The following is a 22,149-nucleotide window of genomic DNA, read 5'->3' as shown; positions in this document are numbered from 1 at the left end:
TAAAGGCAAAAGAATGGACCCCATGACTCAAAGCCAAGAGGTCCATCTCCGTTTGTTTTATCTGAATACTTAGTAGCGAACGAAGATATAGTTGTTGTTCATGCCGGCGGCAACGGAGCTGATGATAACGCCCGTGTTGTAGTCGGAAGCATGAATCATCTGACCACCACCGATGTAAATGCCGGTGTGGTACGAGTTGACCACAACGTCACCGGGCTGCGGATCGGACACACGCGTCCAGCCCATAAAGGTGCCCGTGGTGCCTAGGCGACAATAGCGGCCAGTGAGGCAGTAGCTAACAAAACCAGAGCAGTCGAAGCTGTTCGGGCCAATTCCGCCCCAGGAATAAGCACAACCAAGCTTGCTATATGCACGCGAGACAACAGAACCGCCATCGACGGACTGGCTCGGAGCAGAAGGCGTCGGAGCCGGAGCAGGCGTGGAGGGCTGCGGCGTCGGAGCAGGTGCCGGCGTAGGAGCCGGAGTGTTACCGCCCTGGTTGTTGTTATTGCTGGTCTGGCCACCGTTGTTGGTGTTCTCGGTCGTACCGGCAGTCTCGTTGCTCACCGTGGCCTTCTCGGCGGTACTGGCGTTGATACCGGCCTGCAGCGCGGCGTTGGCCTCGGCCTCGGCGGCGAGCTCAGCCTGCAGCTGAGAATCCAGAGAGTTTACGACGTTCTGGGCTTCAGCCTGCTGGGCGTTAAGCTCGTCGACCTTCTTTTGCGTGATGGCGACGTTCTTCTCCTGCTCGGCCTGCTTATCGGTGAGCTGCTGCTTGAGTTCCTTGACCTCTTGAATGGTCTGAGCCTGCTTATCGGAAACTTTTCCGTAGTAGAACAGACGGTTGAGCATATCGCTCAGGTCATCGACGCCGGTCAGAACCTGAAGCAGGCTCAGACCGCCGGTTTTGTACTCGCCGGCGACATAGGTCGAGAGCTTGGCCTGACCATCGGCGATCTCCTGCTGCTTTTGCGTGATCTCGCCAGCAGTCTGGTCGAGCGCCTGCGTCTGCGTGGCGAGCTCATCGTAAATCTGCTGGGTTTGGGTACCGATCTGCTCGAGCTTCGTACGAGCAGCGGCAAGGTCGGATGCGGTATCGGCGTAGGCAGGAGCCGCGAGGCCCAAGCCCAAAACACAAGCGAGGGTTGCCGTAGCAGCGCAGCGTGCCATGTTTTTGTGCGTGTTTGCTGTGCGCATGTAGCTTCCTTTCCAGTAACTAAGGGTAACGGCTAGTCCACCGTCACCAGGCTAAAGAGCTCTACATCGTCATCAGACGGCGTGAGCTTCTCGCGCGGGTTGAGAAACGCAAGCTCAAGGATACAACCGTAACCGACAAGCTTTGCGCCCATATCTCGCACAAGTTTACCTGTTGCCTCGACGGTTCCGCCCGTCGCGACCAAGTCATCCAGAATCAACACGGTATCTTTAGAGCTGATAGCGTCGGCATGGATCTCAATTGAATCGGTGCCGTACTCGAGCTCGTAGCTCTGGCTTACGGTCTCGCGCGGCAGCTTGCCCGGTTTACGTGCAGGAACAAAGCCGGCGCCAAGGGCTACAGCCACCGGTACGCCAACCATAAAGCCGCGAGCCTCGGGACCTACGACCTTGGTGATTCCCATGCCGGCAAAGTGCTCGGCGAGGGCATCGGTCATGGCTTTGAGCGCCTCGGGGTTGCTAAAGAGCGGCGTGATGTCTTTAAAGATGACTCCGGGCTCGGGATAGTCGGGGATGTCGACGATTTGAGATTCGAAGTCGTACATTGCATGACCTTTCAATGGGTTGCCGGATAAGCGGTAGCTGTTATTTGCCCGCGGTGACAGTGTCGGATTGCGAAGGGGCGACAACCTTGAGCGGCTTTACGAGAGAATCCTCGTGTGAAGCCGGCGCGGCAGTTTCTTCGTTTTTGGCCTTGGTGGACTCGGAGCGAGCGATTTCCTCATCGAGTGCATCGATGTCGGCATCCTCGACCACGGCGTTGAGCGACTCAAAAACGCGGTTTTTGAGCAACGCGGTGTGCACGCCTTCCGTCAGGTCGTGAAGCTTCTTAAACGCACGCTCGAGCTTGGCGTCGCGCTCGTCATCGGAGGTATCCATGCCGAGCATGCTTACGAGCACTTGCTCAAACATCGAGGATTCGCGGTTGGCGGAAGACACGTACTGACGCAGGTTGCGCGGCTCGATATGGAAGCGTGACAGCTCGGAGCAGTAGCGGATGATCGGAAAATCGCGACCATCGACGAGCTCACGGTTCTGCGGACTTTTGATGATGCGAATGAGGTCGTTCTCGGCGAGCGAGCGGATAAACGAGATCTCGACGCCCAGCATATCGGGAATGGTCTCGATGGGATGCAACTTTTGTTTGGTCTCCTTGGGCTCTGTCTTAAGCGGAACATCGGACAGCAAGCCCACCTCGTAGGCGAGCGTTGACAGGTCCGTGGCGTTTTCCAAGCGCTGCTTAATCACGTTGAGCGGCATATAGCGGGTCTTCTGCAGGTGCAGGATGACCTCAAGGCGATCAACGTCCTCCTTGGAGTACTGACGGTATCCCTTAGGCGTACGATGAGGGGTAATGAGCCCCTCATCCTCTAGAAATCTAATTTTTGAGTTCGAAAGATCGGGGTATGCGCCTCGAAGTAGGTTGACGACTTGGCCGATACTCAGATAGTTGCGTTCGGCCATGCCCTACTCACCGGTTTCGATGCGCTCCGGCGTGCTCTCGTGGTAGATGAGCGTAAACGTACCGATCTGAACGGAAGAGCCGTCGTGCAGCGGAGCCGCGTTGATAATGGCACCGTCGACCCAGGTGCCATTGAGCGAGCCCAGATCCTCAATACGGGCGCCCAGGCCCTCACGAATAATGCGTGCGTGGCTGCGCGAGACAGTCATGTCGTTGAGGAAGATGCCATTCGCGGGATCGCGGCCGATGGTGGTCACGTCGTCCTCGAGTTCAAAGGCGGCACCAGTCTGCGGACCCTTGACGATGGACAGAACGGGGGCGGTGATGCGCACGTTGGCCATGAGATCGGGAACGGTGACGTCGCTTGAAGGCACGCGGAATACGCAGGTAGCGTCAGCAGTCTTATCATTCTGAGGCATATTGTTAACCATGTTGTCCATGACAACCCCTAACTTATCGCGGACGTGCCGCAAATAATGAACCGTACGTAATCATACCCCAACGAATCAGTCTTCGATTTCGGGGTTAAGAAAGTCGATGTCCTCGTCCTCGGGATGCGCGAGAGCCTGTTTAATGGCCACACTGCCCTTAATGGAGTAGATGACAGCGGTGAGCATGGAGAAGATCACACCACCATACACAAAGAAGATGCCGAGGGGCACCGAGCTTCCGTTGAGGCCCGGGAAGGCCGTGAGGGTTGAAGGTAAAAGGCGCAGGCCGTCAACAACGGGGAACCCGAGCAGCATGAGCGAGAAGCCGGTCATGAGCAGCGCGGTGGCAATCTTTCCGGGAAAGACGACATCGATGGGGCGACGGTGATAATGACGCACGATAAGCGTGCCAATGCCCAGATAGATGTCGCGGCCTATAATGAGCACGCAGACCCAGATGGGCAGCTCTCCGCGGACTACCAGTCCAAGTACGCCGGTGAACAGCAGCGCACGGTCGCAAATGGGATCCATGACCTTGCCGAGCCACGAGACCGTCTTAGTCATGCGGGCGATCTGGCCGTCCATCCAGTCGGTGGAGGCGGCAACGGCGTAGATAACGATGGCGATGACGCGGTTGTTATCCGTCACAAACAGGTACAGAAATACCAGGGTGAGGATCAGGCGCGTAAAGGTGATGAAATTGGAGATCGTAAAGATCTTATTCGACGGGTAATCGGAAGTGCCGATAAGCTCCTTTTTGATCTTCTTTTTGATGCCCACAGGACTCCCCCGCTGGTTAACGACAAAACTTTCGATACTATACCCGTTCTGGCGATGTCTATCCAGCGTAAGCATAGAGAGTCCAGACATGAGGAAGGCGCTGTCGCAACGTGAATGTACCGTTTTTGTGTACGCCAGCCTCCAAACATGTCGAAAAATATCGTTTTTGGAGGCTGGCGTACAAGTTTTTGTTGAGCGGAAGCTTCGATCAAGAAAGCGGTTGATTCTATGTTGCTTACGCCGTTGATTCTTAATAAAAAAAGGTCAGGCACTAGGTGCCTGACCTGCAAACTTCTGGTCGGGACGACTGGATTCGAACCAGCGACCCCTTGACCCCCAGCGGCCCCTTTTTGCGCTCTACCTGTGTTTTCTTTATTATACCCCGCCCAAGTAGCGCAGGTAAGTAATTTCCGCATATGTAAATTATCGCAGGTAAACGCAGGTGGCTATCTTTCGCTATCATTCGGTTTCGAACTCATGGTGCAGTTGGTGATTCTCTGGTGACTCCGGTGGCACTGGAATCACCAACTTTTGAGTTTTCGCAGGCAGATATGCCTATCTGGAATCACCGAGTGTTTTTGGGGTATTTATGGGAACCGAAAAAGAGTGCAATAAAACATTGCGCATATGTGGAAGCGGGTCAGTCAGGAAGAACAAGGGGAGGTGGCAGGTCGTCGTCTCCCTCATCAACGACGGGACGGGCGAGCGCACGCAGAGGACGAAGAACACGGGCATCGCGTGCTTCAAGGAGAGCACCCGCGGCAAGAAGGCGGCGCTGGATGCGTTGGCGGAGTTCAGGAGCGAGATCGAGGCGGAACTCGCTGCGGCCGAGGACTTGAGGGTTGCCGCCGAGGAGCGGCAGGCGAAACTCGAGGCCGATGAATATGCACTTCTCCCCCTGGGGGTCGCGCTCGAGAAGTTCATCGACTTCTGCTTGCAGATGAACCGCATCACCCCGACCACGCGCGACGACTACCATTTCAGCGCCCTGCACATCGAGCGCGACGAGCTGGGGGCGATTCCCGTGAACGAGGTCACGACCGACGACATCAACGCATGGTCTGCGCGGAGGATCGCGCTCGGTTGCGCCCCCGATACGCTCAACAAGGCGTTTAAATTGGGAAAGCGCCTCTATACGGTGCTTGTCAAGAGAAGCAACGACACCATTGGCAAGAACCCGTTCGACGGCGCCTTGGCCCCGCGCATCATCGGACGGCCGCGCAACGCGCTCAGGTCGGATCTCGTGCCGAAACTCAACTCCATCTGCTCCATGATGCCCGACTCGCGCTTCAAGCGGGCGGTCGTGCTCGCCCTGCACACCGGCATGCGCATCGGCGAGGTCTGCGGCCTCAGGTGGTGCGACGTCGACTTCGAGGCGGGGCTTATCTCGGTCAGGCACTCGGTGGCGTATGCGAAGGGGATGGGCTCGTTCATCAAGGACACGAAGACCCATGATTGCAGGGCCATCCCCATCGACCCGGTTGGTCTTCTCCCCTTCCTGAAGGAAATCCACGGCATAGACCTCGGCAAGCTGCGCTCGCGGGGTCTGGCCGCATCGACCGAGATTGGGGATTGCTACATCCTGTCTGAGCCGGGGGCGTCCTTCGCGACGACCAGCTACGTGCGCCGAGCGTTCAAGACGTTCTCGGAGACCAACGGACTCATGGGCACCAACGACGAGTTGATCACGTTCCACGGACTTCGCCACACGTTCGCGACGCAGTGGATCCGCCAGGGCGGGGACATCAAGGCGCTCCAGTCGATTCTGGGGCACAAGGACGCCATGGTGACGCTCAACGTCTACGCCGACATCGAGCCGATTTCCAAGATACACAATATGCTGCGCGTCTCGCCCTGCCTTTGGCGCGGGTACCTCGGGCTTCGGGTCGATCCGGGTCCCATGTTCCAGCAGCGTATCCAGGAGGCCGTCGAGACGCTCCAGGCGTTCGGGTACGGCATCACTGAGCCGGACGACCGCAATATCGTCATCCGCGACGTGAAGACGATTAGCCGGCTCTACCCCACCGAGTATGCTGCGGTGCTGGGGGCGATCCCGACTGAGGCTACGGTGGTCTGATAGAAGTTGCAACGCCTTTTGAGCGGGGCATTACTTAGCGAAGGGCATCCCCTACCTAACAGTTGGGGATGCCCTTCGATTTCGGTCTGGAATCAGCGGACGGAGTCAAGTGGTGCGGTTTCGTCATCGGGATAGCGGAACTCGACTTGGATGCCCATGCGTTCCAGCTCGCGGGCGATGGCGCGGGAGGTCGCATTTGCCTGACCGTAGGGGCCTGCGTCCCGCCCGAACCTGTCGTAAGTAGATTGGTCCCTGTAGTAGGTTATCGGCATGACTATCGGACCCTCACCAAACTCCAACCTGTGGCTCTCGACTATTGAGCGGGCATATGCCACCTGCTGCGACTGGATATCGGTGGCGCGGTCGAAGTATTCCCATGCAGTGTCCGAGATGCGGTACCGCGTCTGCCTGGGGTTTTCCCAATTCTTGACGGTCTTCAGATTGGCGTTGAGGGCATTCGCTATGTCCTGCTGGGTGAGTCCGAGCCGTTCGCGCCTTGCCTTGAAATCGGCTTTACCCCTCGCCATCATTTGGAAGATTGTTGGACGAGGTCATAGATGTAGAGGTGATCTATCAAGAAAAGGAAAGAGAAGAAGGACGAGAATTATAACAAGGTGTTTTGCTGCGGGGCGCTTTTTAGGGCGCCCCTTTTGCTTTGCTAGGTGTATGGCGGGGAGCCTTGTGTGTAGCCGCGTAGCTCGGTAGGCGTGTAGCCCTGTAGCCCTGTAGCGGTGTAGGTCGGCAGGCGATTAAATTGGATGAATGAGAACAAGAATAATAAGGAGAAGAATAAGGAGAATGAGAAAAAAGAGAAGAAGAAAGTCAAAGAGGGGGTCAGGGATCGCGCAGGTGAAAATAATGATAACAAGCAGTTATGCCGCGGGGTGCCATTTCGGGCACCCCTTTGTCTTGCTAGATGGCTGCTGGATGGTTGTGCGTCGCTCTATAGCTGTGTAGCGGTGTAGCCGTGTAGTGAGAAGACCCATTATGAATGTCGGGCGGATCGTGGGTGGTTACTTGCCCTGCTCGGTTTTGGATGCGAGTCTCGCTCTGCGATCCTTCAGGAGTTCACCTTCGTGGGAGAGTTATGCGCCGCCCTGCTGCGTCCTTGATGACGGTGACGGCGCGGCTGATCTTCTGGCGGCTACCGTCCACTTAATTAACTTTAGCCGTAATGATGTCTAAGTTAATCAGCTCAAGCTGCTCAACAAACTTCTCGAGATATGAAGCAACCTTCTCATCATTTACAAAGAGCGACTTGTCTTGCGTAAGGTTGCCCGCATTGTCTTTCGGATAGCGAAGACTGATACCGTTATCGTCGATATCAGCAATAGCTCCTATAAACGCACTCATGTTGCTGATGGCCCTTTTGTCCTCACGACACCTCTGTCCTGGGAACCGCGAGAGCAGGGAACTCCACAGCTTTGTGAGGCTATGTTCTCTCTTGGGCTCACCTTCGCACTTCCTAATCGCTTGCTTGATGGCAAGTTCCATACAATGTCTTGTAAGGAATAGAACTGGGATTGCATAGGAATGCTCGAGCATTACATACGCCCCCGGGCGGTCGATAGCTTTTCTTCCGGCGATTGCCAACTCTCTCGCGGCATTGAGGAACGAATAAATGAACTCTTCCTCGAACATCTCGCTCTTGAGAGCTTCCTTCATTAGTACAGACGAGTTCAACAGAGAGAAGTCTCTTAGGGTAGGGTCGTTTAAACCGTTCATTTGAGACTTCATCACTTGTTGGCATGCGTATCTCGGAAATACATGGTCAGTGAATATACTTTCCATTAAAAGGGCCCTCCCATTGTTGCGTCGCCCTCCACTCTCAACCTTAGTGTTATGAACGAATTGATTATCGTCACAATGCAGCACCTGCCTTGCGCGGGAAGTCTAGCAGGCGGTCGCGGTAGTACTCGTATTGCTGGCGGCGGGCCTCGATCTCGGCGGGGATGCCATCCGTCAGCGAGGTCGTGAGTGCGTCGAAACGGTCGAGGATGTCGACGGCCTTCTGCTGGGTGGCGAGGGATATCATTGGAATCTGATACAGAATTCGAATAACAGACGGATGGGCTTTCGTCATGTAGTCGAATGACATAGTTGACCACTGAGAACTAAGCAGATGGTAAAGAAATCTCGTGTTGAAGAATTGATCGTCTAAGACTTTCAGCCATCCGCAAACATTGGTCACGGAGTATCTCGGGGAGTCCCTGTAGAAAAACTTACCGCCGCCATCCACACTCCACGTAAGGCGAATGTCATCGAACATATAGGAGCCGTATTCTCCCAATTTTCCATCGTTTGTTGAACTTGCTGAATAGATGGGATAATTGCCTGGGTTGGCAGTGATATCCTTTTTGCTGATAACTTTGCCGCGCCCCAGCTTTATATAGCCTGCATCTTCGACCTCTCCCAGCGCCTTCATTTCGACCGACTTGCCGTCCATCGCCTCTAGGGTTTTCTTGGACAGCAGTTGATCGCGATAGTGGGCGTACTGTTGCTTGCGGGCGGTTAGCTCGGCGGTTAGCTCGGTGAAGGTGTCTAGGATTCGGACGATCTCGCGCTGAATCTCTAGGGGCACCATGGGAATCATATACAAATCTCGAATAACAGACGGATGAGCTTTCGTCACATAGTCGAAAGACATGGTTGACCACTGAGAACTAAGCAGGTGATAAAGAAATCTCGGGCTGAAAGAATGTTCATCTACTACTTTCAGCCATCCGCAGACATTGGTCACGGAGTACCTCGGGGAATCCCTGTAGAAGAACTTGCCCCCACCGTCCACGCTCCACGTAAGGCGAATATCGTCGAACATGTAGGAACCGTATTCGCCCATTTTTCCGTCGTTCGTTGCACTTGCCGAATAGATGGGGTAATTGCCTGGGTTGCCAGCGATATCCTTCTTGCTGATAACTTTACCACGGCCTAGCTTTAGGTATTCCGCGTCTTCAATCTCCCCCAGCGTCTCGTACTCCACTCCGTCAGGACAGAGTTCAGCAACTAAGGTGTCGATCTTGTTCATGTCTCCTGCCTTCAAGCGGGCGTGGCGTTGGGGTTGCCACGTGGCCGCCAATCGTTTCGATTGCTTATTGAAGTTTGGAGGAAGACATGAGGATCTTCGGAGTGTTGCCGCAGCGGCAACATTGGTGGTGAGGAGATACCTGGTTGAACGTTTCAGTTTTCTGAAGTCATGGGTCTATGAAACTAAGTGCAAACATCTGGCGGATGCACCTGGATAGATCGATTGGGTTTTGAATGTCGGTCTGAGCTGACGTTCTGTTCGGTTCGGTCACCAAGACAATCTTGAATAATAACAAGGCGCTTGGCTTGGCAGGTGAGCCTTTGTAGGGCTCCCCTGCCGCTTTGCTAGATGTGTAGCCGCGTAGCTCGGTAGGTGTGTAGGCGTGTAGCCCTGTAGGTGTGTAGAGCGGTAGCGGGCAGCTGCGCTATGGATGCAGACTGGGTTTAGATTGAATAGTCGTTGATATTTGCCGCCCTGGCACGACCTGCGGGAACGTTTGCACCGGTGCTACGCTCGGGGCGCAATATAAGCCCCTGAGCGAAGGGAGCCGCATATGCATGCAGCGGCAAATTCGCCTCGGGGGGGGTATCTCCTAGGAGTACCCGCCTCCGGGGCCAAGGTCTCATCGAGTACGTACTGCTGATCGCCGTGATCAGTCTTACGGTCGCGTTCGCCGGTCCTCCGGTCGCAGGCGCCATCGGTAACCAGTTCACAGCGATTGCCGGCGCGGTCGGCGGCAGCATCACGGGCGGAGCCATCGGCGGTATCGGCGGCGGAACGTCCGGAGGCACCCATGCGGGCGGCACGGGCGGCGGAAACCATGGCACTTCCGGCGGAACTTCCGGTGGCGGGACCACCATGAAGCCCGGCTCCGGTTCGACCGGCAGCAACACAGGCACGACCGGCGGCGGCAGCTCTTCTGGCACCGTCAACCCCGGTTCGGGTTCGTCCGGTTCGCAGACGACTAAGCCCGGCCAGTCCGGCACGAATCCAGGTGGCAGCAACACGGGATCGACAGGCAACACCGGCACGACCGGCAGCGGCAGCTCCTCCAGTACAACCAAGCCCGGCTCCGGCTCCACAGGCAACACTGGTTCGACCGGCGGCAATACCGGTTCGACGGGAAGCGGCAACACCTCGACTAGACCCAGCCAGCCCGGAGCGAACCCCACCGACGGCCTTGAGAACAAGGACCCGAAGGACTGGACGCTCATCGACCAGAAAGTGGTAGCCGAGGACATTTCCAAGAACGGCACGGGCAGCAAGTATTATCCGGCCGCCAAGAAGGCGATGGACGAGGGAACTAAATGGAAGACCGCCCTCCTGAACGGTGTGACTCTCGAGTACAAGATTATCGGTATCAACCACGATAATCTTGCCGACGGCAGCGGGAAAGCCGGCCTGACGTTCCTGACGGTCTCATCGGGGATTGATTCCCTCATGAACTCCACCAAATCTAACGCCGGCGGCTGGAAGGCTTCGGATATACGCCAGAAGATGAATTCGGGTGAGATTTGGGAGTTGCTGCCGACGGTTTTTCGCTCTCAGATCAAGGCCGTCTCGAAGCTTTCCCACAACGCCGCCGGCGATGCGGATAACACCGCAGATTCCATCACCGCGACCACCGACAAGCTGTTCCTGCTCAGCTACTCCGAGATCGTCGAAACCCCCTTCAGTTTATGGACCGATATTTGTCCTTGGGTCGGCAAGGAGGGTACCCAGTATGAGGCCTTCAAGGGTAAGGTGACGGATAACAACGGTGCAAACCCAGTTATTGCCATTGATGGCAACTGGTATCTGCGTACGGTTCAAATCACGGGCAAAAATGGATTCGTCTATGTAAGCTATAGAGGTGATCCTACTTCCTATGGCACTGGAGAGATTGCTATGTCCATACGACCCGTCTTCTGCTTCTAGTTCTGCCTACCGCTGCTAGCAAAGGGGCTTCCTCGTTTGTTGCGAGGAAGCCCCTTTCTCTTGGTTGGCAATCTAGGCGCTATGGGAACAATATCGTGAGGATTTGTTCCTTGGAATACTTTGCGGTGTCGATTTTGCCCTCGTAGGGATCCATGTAGCCGTAACGCCAGACAACTAAATCCCGATTTTCTGCCTCGGCCTCGCCAAGCTCAATCAGTTCCTCTACGGACATATCGTTGCGGTCGCGGGCGGTGTCCTTGCCCGCAAGCTCCCAGCCGAGCTGGAGGTCGCACACCTCGTTCGTGCTCAGGAAGTCCATCCCAATCTCCTTGAGGTCGAGTGGGGACGACCACTTGCGATACGGTAAGGCATCGTACTGGAGGGCCACGTTGAGGTATTCGATTGGGTCGTAAACCTCGCGAAGGTCGCAGTATTCGAAGAGAACGCCACAGTCGATTTCAGGATTATGCATGACCGCGGCAGCGAGCAAGTTGGCTTCCTCGAAGGTGTAGTCCTCGCCGAGGGGGATCCACTCGAAGGGCGCGAAACGGCCGAGGTATTTCCATGCGCAGAGGCGCAGGAGTTTGAGTTCGACTCCCTCGCGAGTGGCCTCGCGGGTGAGCGCGTCCGCTAACGCGGCGGGTGCCAGCGGGAGACGAATTTCGGCACCGGCGGTCGGGTCGTTGCGGTAAGTCTCGAAGGACGCCCCCTCAAGAGCAGTCACCCAGATGACGATTGCGGACTGGTCGGTATTCTCGTTCGGGCTCATTTGGCTTAACCTCTTCCTTGGAAGTTTCGTTAGGCAAAAGTCTATCGCTGTCACGATATGTCGTCTAGATCTCGGGGAGGAAAAGATGGGGAAAATGAGCCATGAGGAGTTCCTCGGGCGGCTGCTGCGGCAGAACTCGCATTATGCCGCCGAGGAGTTCGAGGTTATCGGTGAGTACGATGGCATCAGCGTTCCCCTGCGCTGCCGTTGCCTTGTGTGCGGCAACGTCTGGGACGGTAACCCCGACTCGATGTTGCGGCGAAACTCGCGTTGCCCCAAATGCGGGCGAGCGGCTGCTGGCAAGACCTCGGGGAGGTCGAGGACGTTGACGCACGAGGCGTTCGTTGAGCGTGCGGCGGATGCCTGCCCGGATATTGAAGTCATCGGTAAGTACGCGGGCGCCAACACGAGGCTGGACGTTCGCTGCCGCAGGTGCGGCTATTCATGGGATGCGTTTCCGGTGACCGTGTTGCGGTCTTGCTCTTGCCCCTGCTGCACCAACCGCGTCGCGGTGAAGGGGGTCAACGACCTCGCGACCACGCATCCCGAGATTGCGGCGGAATGGGATTACGGGCGCAACGGGGAGCTGAAGGCCACCGACGTCGTGGCCGGCTCCTCCAAGAGGGTCTGGTGGCGATGCCCCGAGGGGCATGAATGGCAGGCGATTATATATCGGAGGAAGGCGGGCGGCGGCAGATGTCCTGTCTGCGCAAAGTAAAGGGGAGGGTCTAAGCCCTCCCCTCTTTCTGTCTATAGGCCGTAGACCTCGACCATGGCCTTGCCGATGCGGTGCGGGACGCCCGTGACGAGGGCGTTGCCCATGCAGAAGGCGCGGTGGCCGTCGGTCATGCCAGTGTCGGTCCAGCCCTTGGGGAATCCCTGTAGCTGGTCGAGTTCATCGGGCACCAGGCGGCGGAAGCGGCCGTCGGGGCACTCTATGACGTGCTTGAAGCGGCTCGCACCGGTGCCGCCCTCGCCGGTGAGGATTGTGCGGCTCGGCTTCTCGATGGAGTCGGGGAAGCTCATGGCTCCCTCGGAGTAGGTGTAGGTGAAGCCCGTCTTCTTGTTGGTGCGCTCCTCGCGCTTGGCACCCTTGAGGTATCGCCAGTCGGGCAGCTTTTCCTCGGCGATGTAGAACTGCTCGGGGACGTCCGACTCGTCGACCAGCACGTCGCCCAGCACGCGGCGCTCGCCGCGGTAGTCCTCGGCGAAGTCGCAGGTGAGCACGTGGCAACCCTGCATCACGCCGGCGGCCTTGAACTGCGAGACCTTCTGGCCGCCGCCGAAGCGGGTCGAGTTCTCGTAGGGGTCGGGCAGGACATCGAGCTCGGCCATCTCGTCAGGATATATGGCGGGGAACGCCTTGGCCATGACGCCATGGCGCATGCGCTCGGTCAGGTCGGTATCAGCGGCATCCTTCTCGCAGAAGATGTAGACGCGCTTGCGGCGCTGCGGGAAGCCGTACTCGGCGGAGTTGACCACGCGCCACTCGACCGTGTAGCCGAGGTCGGCGAGGCAGCTCAGGATGATGGCGAAGTCGCGCCCGCGCTGGGACGCGGGGGACTTGAGCAGGCGGTCAACGTTCTCGAACAGGCCGAAGCGGGGCTCCTTCATCTCGAGGAAGTGGTAGATGTCCCACCACAGGACGCCCTTCTTGCCCTCGATGCCGTGGGCCTGGTTGAGGGGGCGCGCGACGGAGTAGTCCTGGCACGGGAAGCCGCCGACGACCATGTCGACGTCGGGGATCTGGTTCTCCCCCGCCTCGGCCTTCTCCAAAACCATGTTGATGTCCTCGTTCACCACGGATCCCGCTCCGAAACGCTCGGCGTAGCATTGGGCGGCGAACTGGCGGGACTCGGTTCCGGGCGGCTCCCACTGGTTCGCCCAGACAGTGGTGAAGGGACCTGCCGGCTTCATGTAGAACTCGGGATGCTTGGGGTCCGCGAAGCCCTCTAGGCCCAAGCGGAACCCGCCGACGCCCGCGAAGAGCTCGGCAATCTTGATCTCAGACACGTTTCTCCAATCGCTGCTGTGTCCGTTCTTGCGTGATCGATGATAACCGATCTTGCGGACAAGATCAAGGGATGGATTTTGCCGCTGCGGCAAGACTGTCAAGGTGCGCCCTGCGTTCGATAGATTGAATGAGCTGGTAAACAAATCCGAAAGGAATGTTCTAATGTCAAAGGTATGCACTGTCGCTCGGGCGCTCGGAATCACTGGGTTGCTTGCGGTTGCCCTAACCGGCACTTCAGGATGCATCCGCCTAGGAAACGACCTGGCAATTGGAACTGACAGCTCCCAAACAGCCAAGAACGATTCGAATTTTGCGCTCGCCGATGTTGAAGTTACAGGCGTTGAAGTGCACGATTCCGCCCATGGCAATGGAGAAAAGACCGTCGCGATTAGATGGCATGCCGTGAACAACGGCTCCGTGGACACCTTTGCTGATGGCTATTACTTCAAGGTGTATCAAAACAAACAAGTCATGAGCGTTGGATATGCCGCCGATATAGACGGACGGTCAGACGAGGTTCAGGAACTCGCCCCCGGCGGTGAATATGACGGGACGTCAGTCTATTACATTAACGACCTGTCTCCCATTGAGGTTAAGTACATCGATCCGACAGATCAATCCGTAAAGCTAGACCAGACTTTCAATCTGGAGTAATAGGGTCTAGAGAAAGCGTGCCACACTGAGTTGTTCTACCAACTCCTTGCCCTTGACCCATACGTTCTGACGGTACATCCTCACGCCGTTGACTTCCACAGGCTTGTCGTTCGCATCGGTGCCCGTTCCGCGGACGAACAGGACGCCGTCACGGCTCTTCGGCCAGTTTGGCGCCGTCATGGGTATCCCCGTCTTAGGCGTCACGCGCGGCGTACCGTCCCTTTTCAGGACGGGCGCATCTGCTAGACCATCGCTGAATATGAGGCCGCGCATGCCATCCCAGAGCACCCTAGCGGCATCGAGATAGGTCCCGAGCCAAAGGGTCTTGAATCCCATGAAGAGGCACTGGCGCAGCGGGCAGTCGCGGTATCGCTCCTCGAGCACGGCGACGACCATGGTGGAGTCGATGAAAGGGGCCGCGAATGCGGAGTCCTCGAACTCCACCGAGGGGTCGCACAGCTCATCGAAGTCGATCGAGGGGTTCAGCTTCATATCCTCGGTCCTGCCGCCCGCGGGCGTCAATGTCATCGTCTTGAAGACGATACCAGCCTTGGCGAAGAGCGGGACCTGCGAGATCTTGCCGGCGTGACCTGTGAAGAGCCTGACTACTACCTGCTCGGCGAGGGACTTGTTCTCACGTCCGGATTTCGCCTTGAGCGGCAGGCCGAACGGCATGGCTAGGTCCTCGAGTGTCTGGCCCGCATAGGTGTTTGAGATGCCGTGAAGATATGCCTTGAGCGCCCCCATCGAGGACAGACCGCCCTGGTCGGGAATCATGCGCATGCCGTCATCTAGGCGCTCACGTGCCATCTGGGTGACAAGGGATGCCTTCAGGCGGAATCGCGGCCTATTCGGCCACTTCGGCGAGGTGTCGAGGTAGAGCAACTGGGGATTGATGAGCGTGGATAGGTTCGGCATCTCGGTATCGACATCGCCTGCGAGGGCGGTGCGGACGAACTCGCGCACGGTTGTCCAGTCCGCCTCTAGGCGGCATCGGTCTACTTCGTGCCACGTGTGGAGGTCGTAACCCTTGAACTCGAAGCCGGCGTACTCGACCGTCACTCCCCTGCCGGGACGGACATAGAGGTAGTAGACGACGAGCAGCCGGGCGGCCTTGTGCCAGAAGGCGGAGGTTGAGAAGCTCTCCGTTACGATGCCTTCAGGAGCCACGGCGGTAATGGACATGGGTTCCTTCGCACGCCAGCCGCCACGGGCGCTTTCTTTTAGACCCGTGGCCTTGACCTCCCAGGGTTGCCCGTCGATGACGATATCGGGACGGCGGTCGGAGTCTGCAGGATAGCCAAGCACCGACTGCTCGATGACTGCACCGATGCGTCCCTTGTTGCGGGATGCCGCCGACGCGGTGAGAACGCCGGCGGCATCGACCTCGGCCACGGTATGGCCGACGATGGCGCCGAAGCGCTTACGGATATCCTGTTCAGTGAAGCTGTGGTTTCCCTTGGCCATGCTCTCCCCTTCTGTCTCCCCTACGACCAAGGATAGCGATCATTCTGGTTTATGGGAGGTATTGCGGGGCGCGGTCCGCTCGGCGGTACGGGCGGGGGCGATATTATGGGATGGCTGAAGCTATTTCCCGCTGCCGGAAAGCAATCTTGAATAATAACAAGGCGCTTGCTCGGCAGGGAGCCTTTGCGTGGCTCACCTGCCGTTTTGCTGGGTGTGTAGGCTAGAAGATCGGTAGGTTTGTAGTTAGGTAGCTATGTAGACGTGTAGCTGTGTAGTTCGGTAGCCGTGAGAACGGGTAGTGCAGTAGCGGGCTACTTGCACGGTCCCTGCGGGGCGCTGGCTGCGGGGGTGTCGTTGTCGGGGTCGTGAACGACATACCAGCTATCTTTGTAATGGCAGATGTCTCGGCAGGTGCCGTCCCCCATCACCACGCGCCAAGACTCGGACTGATGTTTCGGACCGAGTGCCCATGAGCGGGAGCTGTAGGATTCAATGCGGTTAAATGGGTAAATCTTGCCGTCATACCATTTAATCCCCCAAGGAGCATATTCGCCGTCTGGGCGGCACTCGACCAAGGCGGTGACCAAGCGGATGGTTTTCTCGCTCTCCCCCACGATGATACTCCCTTCAAATGGCTAGCGAACGCGTGTTCTATTGTAGCGCAGGGAAAGCAACCGGACCACCGTAGATGAATTGCCGCTGCGGTTCCCTTACACTCGACTGCTCGAATTGAAATATCCCTTCCAGCGCATCACGCGATTATTTCAATTCAGATGCACCGGGTGTTATCACTCCGAGTGCATGGACAACAAAGTGAGGTGCATAAGTTCACACGTAATCAAATAGCTATGTAGCCGTGTAGGCGCGTAGCCGTGTAGGTAGGTAGCTATGCAGTTGGATGACTATGTAGCTCGGTGGGTTTATGACGATATAGGCCCATATCTTGGTAGTTCTCAAATGCGTCAAGGTATTTCGGATTTGTGGATACTATAATATTCTCGCTCTCGTAAGAGGGTTCAGCCCCGGCTGGTAAACCTGACGTTCGATACGGTGTGCGTGACGTATCTAGCGGGCATGGCCGCGATAGAATTTCCCATGAATAGGGGCACGACCCCAAGCGCTCCGATATCTTCGGAGAGAGTGAACTGGCAGGCAGGGAACCGGGATACAGGCTGTCCAGAAGGAGGGGCTTCGCGCCCCTCCTTCTTTTTTGCCGTTTCGGTCTAAATCCAGAAAAAACTGCACGAATATTGCCAATGTGGATCACGGGCGATTCTGCATAGGTGACGGATGCCGCAGCGGCATGAAAGATGGGGTTCCAATTCACCGGGCCATCCTTGTCGAAAAGACAAGGAGGCCACCATGAAAGCGAACAAGAGGGATGTCCGGCGGGTTATCAATCTCGCACGGGGATATGACCGCAACCTGTGCGGCAGGGACTTCCTTATCTGCTACGGCTCGGGAGACGATGCCCGTATGCTCGAGGTGTCGTTTTCCAAGAAGCGCTTTAACCACCTCGTCGGGATCGATATCAACCGATGTAATGTCAAGCCGTGGGTGGTCTATAAGAAGGCTCTCGCGGGTACGTTGACGCCCCACGATCTGGGAAGCTCGCTTTCGCAATACTTTCCGTCCAAAATCACGGCCGCTCGCATGATGAACGCGTTTATCAGCACGGCCACCCACGTCAGCGAGGTCAATCCCCATCGACAAAAGTCAATGCGGATATATGGGTGTCGGGCGATGCAGCTCAGTTCGCCATCGGTTGCCTGAAGGTTGATGCCCAATATCACAGCTCGTCCTGTTATGTGCCGAGCAGTTTGCAACTCTTGAAGCCCGCCGAGGTGGACAAGAAGTCATGCGGTCAGAGGTTGCCGATTACGGCCATGCTCAGCAAGGATGCCTCAGCTAAATGCTACGATACCCTGCTATATGTAGATAAGAACCTGCTTGAGCAGAACCGGGCGAACCTCGGCTTCATTATCCGCAGCTTCGGGAATACGGACGAGCTGCGAAAGACCTACCCCACCATCATGGATGAGGTTTTGGGGCTGGATCCGAATGAGGGCGTGAGTATCGACGAACTTGCAGATGCCAAGACTGCGCTTGCCAAGGAGCTCAATAGGCTCAATCGGCAGCGCGAGCGGTTCTGCAATACGCCGGTCTCCCCCGCTGTTGGTAAGAGTAGGTAGCTATGCGGGTAGCCGTGTAGCTCGGTAGTCACGTAACGGTGTATGCCTGTATGTCGCTACCTTTGTCCCGCTGTCTCGTTCTGCCCAATAGGTTGCTAACGTTTGGATATGGTCAGTACTCATTGGAGGTCGATATGGGTTTTCCCGCTACCGAAAGTTCCGTCAGCCAGATTATCGAGAAACTCGATTCATTACCGAATAGCGCACGAGATGCAGCCGTAAACAACGGCATTGTTCTATCCGATAACCTTGACGGCTTCGGAGAGAGCGTTCTCAAGCTCTACAGCGAGTCAAGCGCGTCCGCCCGCGAGGCTATCGCAGAGATGTTCGAACTGGTCTGCAACGAACCGTTCGACAATTGGCTTGACAGGGTCGAACGCATCTGCGATGGATTCTCCAAGCAAAGAGAGTGCGTTCGGGAATTCGATTCGCTTCCCGAAGCGATTGCCGATGCCCTCGATTCGGAAGGATGGACCGTCTCCGACGATGACGTACGCAATCTCGGATATCTGGAAATCGAGCGGGAAACAGACCTTACCGGTTACGATCTCGTACTTACCATCGACCTGCGCGGCAAAGATATGGACTCCACCGGCGATTGGATGTCTGCAGTCCGCAATCTCGTCTACAGCTGGGATCCGGTCGAGGAGGCGCTTATCGCCGCTGGATGCCCGGACGCTCCCTCGGTCGACCGAATCATCGAAGACTTCAAATCTACCTATGAGAGCTCAATCTCCGGTATCGAAGCTGTCTGCCAAATTGTCACCAGCGCATGGGATGAGAAAACTGCGGCGGAAGACGTCCATTCGGAATCGCTCGACCATATTTGCGAACGAGCAAGCTCTGCCATCGATGACCCGATGGATGATTCTCGCGCGGTTGGGCGCAGCGAGGATATCGATAAGTAGCCAGCGACCTGCGGGAGAGTGTTGCAGCCAATAGCCAGATAGCTTGGTAGCAATGTAGCTCGGTAACCAGGCAGCCCCGTAATCCAGCAGCACGATAGGCATGCAGTTCGGCAGCCGACAATAGCGAGTTTCCTATATCGTGTCCACAGGCGGTCGAACCGGCATTTAGAGATTCTTCGGGTGAAAACAATAATAACGACCAGCTATGCCGCGGGGTGCCATTACGGGCACCCCTTTGTTTTCCTATGCGCGTAGGTGTGTAGCTCTGTAGCTGTGTAGCAAGGTAGGCACGCAGCGCGATAGTCGCGAAGCCGCATAGGGCGAAAACCTTTGTTCGATATAGGTCGGTAGATAGCTATCTAGCTGCGGAATTGCCTCAGCGGCAAGACTCCGTCGGTTTTTTCGGGGTGCTGGAGACTGGGAACCGTTGTAGGTTCGCGGTCAGGAGGACCCCTTGGGCTTTCGCTATGTAAGCATCTTTTCCGGCGTCGAGGCGGCGACACTCGCCTGGGGGCCACTCGGCTGGGAGCCGGTGGCATTCTCGGAAATCGAGCCGTTCCCGTGCGCCGTGCTGGCCGAGAGATGGCCAGATGTCCCCAACCTCGGAGACATCACCAAAATCGACTGGAAGGAAGAAATCGATGGAGCTATCGACCTTGTTGTTGGCGGATCCCCGTGTCAATCGTTCTCGGTGGCGGGTAAGCGCGAAGGCCTCAAAGGCGCGTCCGGCCTTATGTTCGAGTATATTCGATGCGTACAGGAGCTTCGTCCTCGCTGGTTTCTATGGGAAAACGTCCCAGGAGCGCTCACGAGCGAGGATGGGGGCGCTTTCGGACAGCTGCTCAGCGAAATGGATGAACTCGGGTATAGTCTCGCATGGAGAGTACTGGACGCGCAATTCTTCGGAGTGGCCCAGCGACGCCGCCGTCTGTTTCTTGTCGGACATCTTGGAACCGAATCCCCCGCAGAGGTTCTCCTTGAGCCCGACTGCCTGTCAGGGAATCCTCAATCGAGCCGTGAAAAGAGGAAGGAGCTTGCCCGCCGAGCTGGACGCAGCGCTGCGTGCGCAGGCTTCAAGTACTCCGCTGCGCCCCGAGCAAACACGATAGGATACGCGGAGGAGCAGGCGAACACGCTCACCGCGGACTGGAACGCATCGGCAGTCTTGCCTCTGTGTGGCACCGGCCAACAGGGCATGTCGATGTCCCAGTACGGCACGGAAATCGCGGGGTGCCTTACGGCCCGAGGAGATTCGTCGCCGTGCGCAGATAGGGGCCAGAACATCGTCTGCATGACGGGCACGCAGGCGCACTGCCATATCAGCGATGAAATCGCGGGATGCCTCACCGCGCATATGGGCAAGGACGACGCTCCCGTTGTGGTAGACGGCGCGAATTTGCAGACATATGTCTGCGAGACAGCGCACTTGGGCAGCAACGGTCTTGGGGTCGGCAAAGCCGATATCTTCCCGACACTCGACACCTCGTCGGATCTCGCCGTCTGGGTTCGCGAGAAGAACGCCCACACGGCAATCTGCCGAAATATCTGCCCGACCCTTAAATGCGGCGGTGACGGCGCTATGGTCGCTTCGGAAATCGGTGATGAGAATGCGGGGACTGGCCCCATGCTCGTCCGACGACTCACCCCGCTGGAGTGCGAACGACTCCAGGGCTTTCCCGATGGGCATACCCTCATCGGATGGAAGGGCAAGCCTGCTGAGGAATGTCCCGATGGGCCGCGCTACAAGGCTATCGGCAACTCCATGGCGGTTCCCGTCATGAGGTGGATCGGGAAACACATCGCGATGGTCGATAAGAGTTAAGCGCTGTTGTGAACTTCAGAGCTTGTTTTAAGGGCATCCGTCTCGGGTGCCCTTTTCCTTTATCGGAAATAAGGCACGCGCGTATCAGAGTAGCTGTGTAGTTATGTAGCCGTGTAGGCTTGTAGCTGTGTAACTCGGTAGCTTGGCGGTCGGTGGAGGCTGATCGAGTTGGGGTATCGATAATGAGGAAAAATGAGAATGAGAATAAGAACGAGAATAATAACAAGGTGTTTTGCTGCGGGGCGCTCATAAGGGGCGCCCCTTTTGCTTTGCTAGGCGTGTAGCTATGTAGCTCGATAGGTTTGTAGTGCTGTAGATATGTAGCCTAAGAGATGCGAAAGCGCGTTGCCGCCGTGGCACCGTCCGACCTTTCGCCGTAGCCATATCTATCCTCAACGATATCAATCAAAGCAATCCGAGAGGAGCCGCGCATGGATGCGGGAAGAATTCCTTTCGGGGGGGGGTATCTCCCAGATTTACCCGCCGCCTGAGAGGCCAATCGACAGTAGAGTACGTCCTAATCATCGCTATCATCATCTTGGTGATCCTGATAGTGGGTCCGCAGGTGGCCGGCGCGATCAGGAACCAGTTCAATGCAGTTACCGAGACGCTTGATGAGGGAACGAGCGGGAATGCATTCAAGGACTCGGTCGAAATTCCAGACCCGAAGCGCGGCATCGCCTTCGCGGTGTACTCGGCCGACGACAACAGCCTCATGTTCTACAAGCGCCGCGGGGTTCCCAAGGTCGGGGACATGTTCAACGACCGCAGGGTGACAGAGGTCTACACTGGCTTCGAGACTGAAACTTATGGACCAAACAAATCGGATGACTTCAACGGAAGCGTCAATACGCCTTGGTATGGCCGTTCATCTGAGTGTTCGACTATTGCCGTGATCGATGATGGGATTTATCCTGGAAGCATCGTTTATTGATTCCAAAACTTTACGAATTGCACGGAAGTCGATGTTTCAAAAATCGATATCAGTTCCGCCACAGACACAGGCCATTTGTTCTATAACTGCACGAAGATAACCGATGTCGATATATCGAACTGGAATCTATCGAATGTAACTAGCTTGACGTCGATGTTTGCCTGTTGCCGTAGCCTAAAAAGCGTTCATTTTGGAAATACAAACTTTGCCAACCTGAAAGGTTGCGGTTGGATGTTCGACGGTTGCTATTCCCTTATACTCGACTGCTCGAATTGGATTATCCCTTCCAGTGCATCACACGATCATTTCAATTCCGATGCGCCAGGCGTTGTCGCTCCGAAAATTTGGGCAGCAAAGTGAGAATGCGAGAACAAGTTAGAGGCCGCGTAGCTGTGTAGCTTGGTAGGTACGTAGCCATGTAGCCGTGTAGCCCGGGAGCTTGGTAGTTTGGTAAGCGCATAGAGTGCCGCAGCGGCACCTTC

Annotated in this window: 22 protein-coding genes and 1 pseudogene; 11 read left to right on the top strand and 12 right to left on the bottom strand. The window is 56.6% G+C overall.

Going from position 1 to position 22,149, the window contains the following annotated elements; translation table 11 throughout:
• Positions 1-69: 69 nt before the first annotated feature.
• The 5 genes from DW029_RS03105 to DW029_RS03085 all read right to left on the bottom strand — a co-directional run bounded on the left by DW029_RS03105 (position 70) and on the right by DW029_RS03085 (position 3,888).
• Positions 70-1,197, bottom strand: coding sequence for an NlpC/P60 family protein (locus tag DW029_RS03105; protein WP_199582493.1), 1,128 nt, complete (start codon positions 1,195-1,197; stop codon positions 70-72).
• A gap of 32 nt (positions 1,198-1,229) precedes the next feature.
• Entirely contained in the window at positions 1,230-1,760 is a 531-nt protein-coding gene (locus DW029_RS03100; protein WP_118345267.1) for an adenine phosphoribosyltransferase, read from the bottom strand.
• A gap of 40 nt (positions 1,761-1,800) precedes the next feature.
• Positions 1,801-2,679, bottom strand: coding sequence for a MerR family transcriptional regulator (locus DW029_RS03095; RefSeq protein ID WP_117757797.1), 879 nt, complete (start codon positions 2,677-2,679; stop codon positions 1,801-1,803).
• Positions 2,680-2,682: 3 nt separating this feature from the next.
• The gene (locus tag DW029_RS03090) at positions 2,683-3,117 is read right to left on the bottom strand and encodes an FHA domain-containing protein (RefSeq protein WP_199582490.1); all 435 of its coding nucleotides are present in this window, start codon (positions 3,115-3,117) and stop codon (positions 2,683-2,685) included.
• A gap of 66 nt (positions 3,118-3,183) precedes the next feature.
• Positions 3,184-3,888 (bottom strand): CDP-alcohol phosphatidyltransferase family protein, encoded by a 705-nt coding sequence (locus tag DW029_RS03085; protein WP_117735207.1) that lies wholly within the window; start codon positions 3,886-3,888, stop codon positions 3,184-3,186.
• Between the two features lie 589 nt (positions 3,889-4,477).
• Here DW029_RS03085 and DW029_RS03080 point away from each other — a divergent pair.
• A complete protein-coding gene (locus DW029_RS03080) occupies positions 4,478-5,965 on the top strand; it encodes a site-specific integrase (RefSeq protein ID WP_118345266.1) in 1,488 nt (495 codons plus the stop codon).
• Between the two features lie 92 nt (positions 5,966-6,057).
• On the opposite strand, the gene DW029_RS03075 is transcribed toward DW029_RS03080, so the two are convergent.
• Entirely contained in the window at positions 6,058-6,495 is a 438-nt protein-coding gene (locus tag DW029_RS03075; RefSeq protein ID WP_118345265.1) for a DNA-binding transcriptional regulator, read from the bottom strand.
• 228 nt (positions 6,496-6,723) lie between these two features.
• Between DW029_RS03075 and DW029_RS11150 the strand changes: the two genes are divergently transcribed.
• Positions 6,724-6,930 carry a hypothetical protein gene (locus DW029_RS11150; RefSeq protein ID WP_147351870.1) on the top strand — a complete coding sequence of 69 codons (207 nt, stop codon included), beginning with the start codon at positions 6,724-6,726 and terminating at the stop codon, positions 6,928-6,930.
• A gap of 190 nt (positions 6,931-7,120) precedes the next feature.
• On the opposite strand, the gene DW029_RS03070 is transcribed toward DW029_RS11150, so the two are convergent.
• Both DW029_RS03070 and DW029_RS03065 read right to left on the bottom strand, forming a co-directional pair.
• Positions 7,121-7,756, bottom strand: a complete 636-nt coding sequence (locus tag DW029_RS03070) for a HEPN domain-containing protein (protein ID WP_118345264.1) — start codon at positions 7,754-7,756, stop codon at positions 7,121-7,123.
• Between the two features lie 70 nt (positions 7,757-7,826).
• Entirely contained in the window at positions 7,827-8,990 is a 1,164-nt protein-coding gene (locus DW029_RS03065; RefSeq protein WP_118345263.1) for a restriction endonuclease subunit S, read from the bottom strand.
• A 648-nt stretch (positions 8,991-9,638) separates the two neighbouring features.
• Here DW029_RS03065 and DW029_RS03060 point away from each other — a divergent pair.
• The gene (locus DW029_RS03060) at positions 9,639-10,907 is read left to right on the top strand and encodes a DUF6273 domain-containing protein (RefSeq protein ID WP_118345262.1); all 1,269 of its coding nucleotides are present in this window, start codon (positions 9,639-9,641) and stop codon (positions 10,905-10,907) included.
• A gap of 79 nt (positions 10,908-10,986) precedes the next feature.
• Here the strand turns inward: DW029_RS03060 and DW029_RS03055 are convergent, their stop codons facing one another.
• Positions 10,987-11,676 carry a hypothetical protein gene (locus DW029_RS03055; protein WP_147351869.1) on the bottom strand — a complete coding sequence of 230 codons (690 nt, stop codon included), beginning with the start codon at positions 11,674-11,676 and terminating at the stop codon, positions 10,987-10,989.
• 85 nt (positions 11,677-11,761) lie between these two features.
• On the opposite strand from DW029_RS03055, the gene DW029_RS03050 reads away from it, so the two are divergent.
• Positions 11,762-12,394: a zinc-ribbon domain-containing protein gene (locus DW029_RS03050; protein ID WP_158572603.1), complete on the top strand. Its 633-nt coding sequence runs from the start codon at positions 11,762-11,764 to the stop codon at positions 12,392-12,394.
• 32 nt (positions 12,395-12,426) lie between these two features.
• Here the strand turns inward: DW029_RS03050 and dcm are convergent, their stop codons facing one another.
• A complete protein-coding gene (dcm, locus tag DW029_RS03045; protein WP_199582487.1) occupies positions 12,427-13,689 on the bottom strand; it encodes a DNA (cytosine-5-)-methyltransferase in 1,263 nt (420 codons plus the stop codon).
• Between the two features lie 163 nt (positions 13,690-13,852).
• On the opposite strand from dcm, the gene DW029_RS03040 reads away from it, so the two are divergent.
• On the top strand, positions 13,853-14,344 hold the full coding sequence (locus DW029_RS03040) for a DUF5067 domain-containing protein (protein WP_118345259.1): 492 nt from the start codon (positions 13,853-13,855) through the stop codon (positions 14,342-14,344).
• Between the two features lie 6 nt (positions 14,345-14,350).
• On the opposite strand, the gene DW029_RS03035 is transcribed toward DW029_RS03040, so the two are convergent.
• Entirely contained in the window at positions 14,351-15,811 is a 1,461-nt protein-coding gene (locus tag DW029_RS03035; RefSeq protein ID WP_118345258.1) for a MutH/Sau3AI family endonuclease, read from the bottom strand.
• 311 nt (positions 15,812-16,122) lie between these two features.
• Positions 16,123-16,425, bottom strand: a complete 303-nt coding sequence (locus DW029_RS03030) for a hypothetical protein (protein WP_118345257.1) — start codon at positions 16,423-16,425, stop codon at positions 16,123-16,125.
• A 748-nt stretch (positions 16,426-17,173) separates the two neighbouring features.
• Between DW029_RS03030 and DW029_RS03025 the strand changes: the two genes are divergently transcribed.
• The 6 genes and pseudogenes from DW029_RS03025 to DW029_RS11845 all read left to right on the top strand — a co-directional run.
• Entirely contained in the window at positions 17,174-17,584 is a 411-nt protein-coding gene (locus DW029_RS03025) for a PBECR4 domain-containing protein (RefSeq protein ID WP_118345256.1), read from the top strand.
• Between the two features lie 71 nt (positions 17,585-17,655).
• A complete protein-coding gene (locus DW029_RS03020) occupies positions 17,656-18,003 on the top strand; it encodes a hypothetical protein (RefSeq protein ID WP_233543786.1) in 348 nt (115 codons plus the stop codon).
• A gap of 134 nt (positions 18,004-18,137) precedes the next feature.
• Positions 18,138-18,911 (top strand): hypothetical protein, encoded by a 774-nt coding sequence (locus DW029_RS03015; protein ID WP_118345254.1) that lies wholly within the window; start codon positions 18,138-18,140, stop codon positions 18,909-18,911.
• Positions 18,912-19,365: 454 nt separating this feature from the next.
• Positions 19,366-20,733, top strand: coding sequence for a DNA cytosine methyltransferase (locus DW029_RS03010; RefSeq protein ID WP_118345253.1), 1,368 nt, complete (start codon positions 19,366-19,368; stop codon positions 20,731-20,733).
• A 565-nt stretch (positions 20,734-21,298) separates the two neighbouring features.
• Positions 21,299-21,667: a hypothetical protein gene (locus DW029_RS03005; protein WP_199582484.1), complete on the top strand. Its 369-nt coding sequence runs from the start codon at positions 21,299-21,301 to the stop codon at positions 21,665-21,667.
• Positions 21,668-21,682: 15 nt separating this feature from the next.
• Positions 21,683-22,027 (top strand): annotated as a pseudogene (locus tag DW029_RS11845) (BspA family leucine-rich repeat surface protein); the annotation flags it as partial.
• Positions 22,028-22,149: the final 122 nt, after the last annotated feature.

The organism is Collinsella sp. AF38-3AC (genome assembly GCF_003474365.1).
GTDB lineage: Bacteria > Actinomycetota > Coriobacteriia > Coriobacteriales > Coriobacteriaceae > Collinsella.
This window is presented reverse-complemented; position numbering and strand designations above follow the sequence as displayed.

Excerpts from the sequence above, each read along its gene's own strand:
- DW029_RS03105 (WP_199582493.1), bottom strand. The coding sequence starts at position 1,197 with ATGCGCACAGCAAACACGCACAAAAACATGGCACGCTGCGCTGCTACG.
- DW029_RS03100 (WP_118345267.1), bottom strand. The coding sequence starts at position 1,760 with ATGTACGACTTCGAATCTCAAATCGTCGACATCCCCGACTATCCCGAG.
- DW029_RS03095 (WP_117757797.1), bottom strand. The coding sequence starts at position 2,679 with ATGGCCGAACGCAACTATCTGAGTATCGGCCAAGTCGTCAACCTACTT.
- DW029_RS03090 (WP_199582490.1), bottom strand. The coding sequence starts at position 3,117 with ATGGACAACATGGTTAACAATATGCCTCAGAATGATAAGACTGCTGAC.
- DW029_RS03080 (WP_118345266.1), top strand. The coding sequence starts at position 4,478 with ATGGGAACCGAAAAAGAGTGCAATAAAACATTGCGCATATGTGGAAGC.
- DW029_RS03075 (WP_118345265.1), bottom strand. The coding sequence starts at position 6,495 with ATGATGGCGAGGGGTAAAGCCGATTTCAAGGCAAGGCGCGAACGGCTC.
- DW029_RS11150 (WP_147351870.1), top strand. The coding sequence starts at position 6,724 with ATGAATGAGAACAAGAATAATAAGGAGAAGAATAAGGAGAATGAGAAA.
- DW029_RS03070 (WP_118345264.1), bottom strand. The coding sequence starts at position 7,756 with ATGGAAAGTATATTCACTGACCATGTATTTCCGAGATACGCATGCCAA.
- DW029_RS03065 (WP_118345263.1), bottom strand. The coding sequence starts at position 8,990 with ATGAACAAGATCGACACCTTAGTTGCTGAACTCTGTCCTGACGGAGTG.
- DW029_RS03055 (WP_147351869.1), bottom strand. The coding sequence starts at position 11,676 with ATGAGCCCGAACGAGAATACCGACCAGTCCGCAATCGTCATCTGGGTG.
- DW029_RS03050 (WP_158572603.1), top strand. The coding sequence starts at position 11,762 with ATGGGGAAAATGAGCCATGAGGAGTTCCTCGGGCGGCTGCTGCGGCAG.
- DW029_RS03040 (WP_118345259.1), top strand. The coding sequence starts at position 13,853 with ATGTCAAAGGTATGCACTGTCGCTCGGGCGCTCGGAATCACTGGGTTG.
- DW029_RS03035 (WP_118345258.1), bottom strand. The coding sequence starts at position 15,811 with ATGGCCAAGGGAAACCACAGCTTCACTGAACAGGATATCCGTAAGCGC.
- DW029_RS03025 (WP_118345256.1), top strand. The coding sequence starts at position 17,174 with ATGAAAGCGAACAAGAGGGATGTCCGGCGGGTTATCAATCTCGCACGG.
- DW029_RS03015 (WP_118345254.1), top strand. The coding sequence starts at position 18,138 with ATGGGTTTTCCCGCTACCGAAAGTTCCGTCAGCCAGATTATCGAGAAA.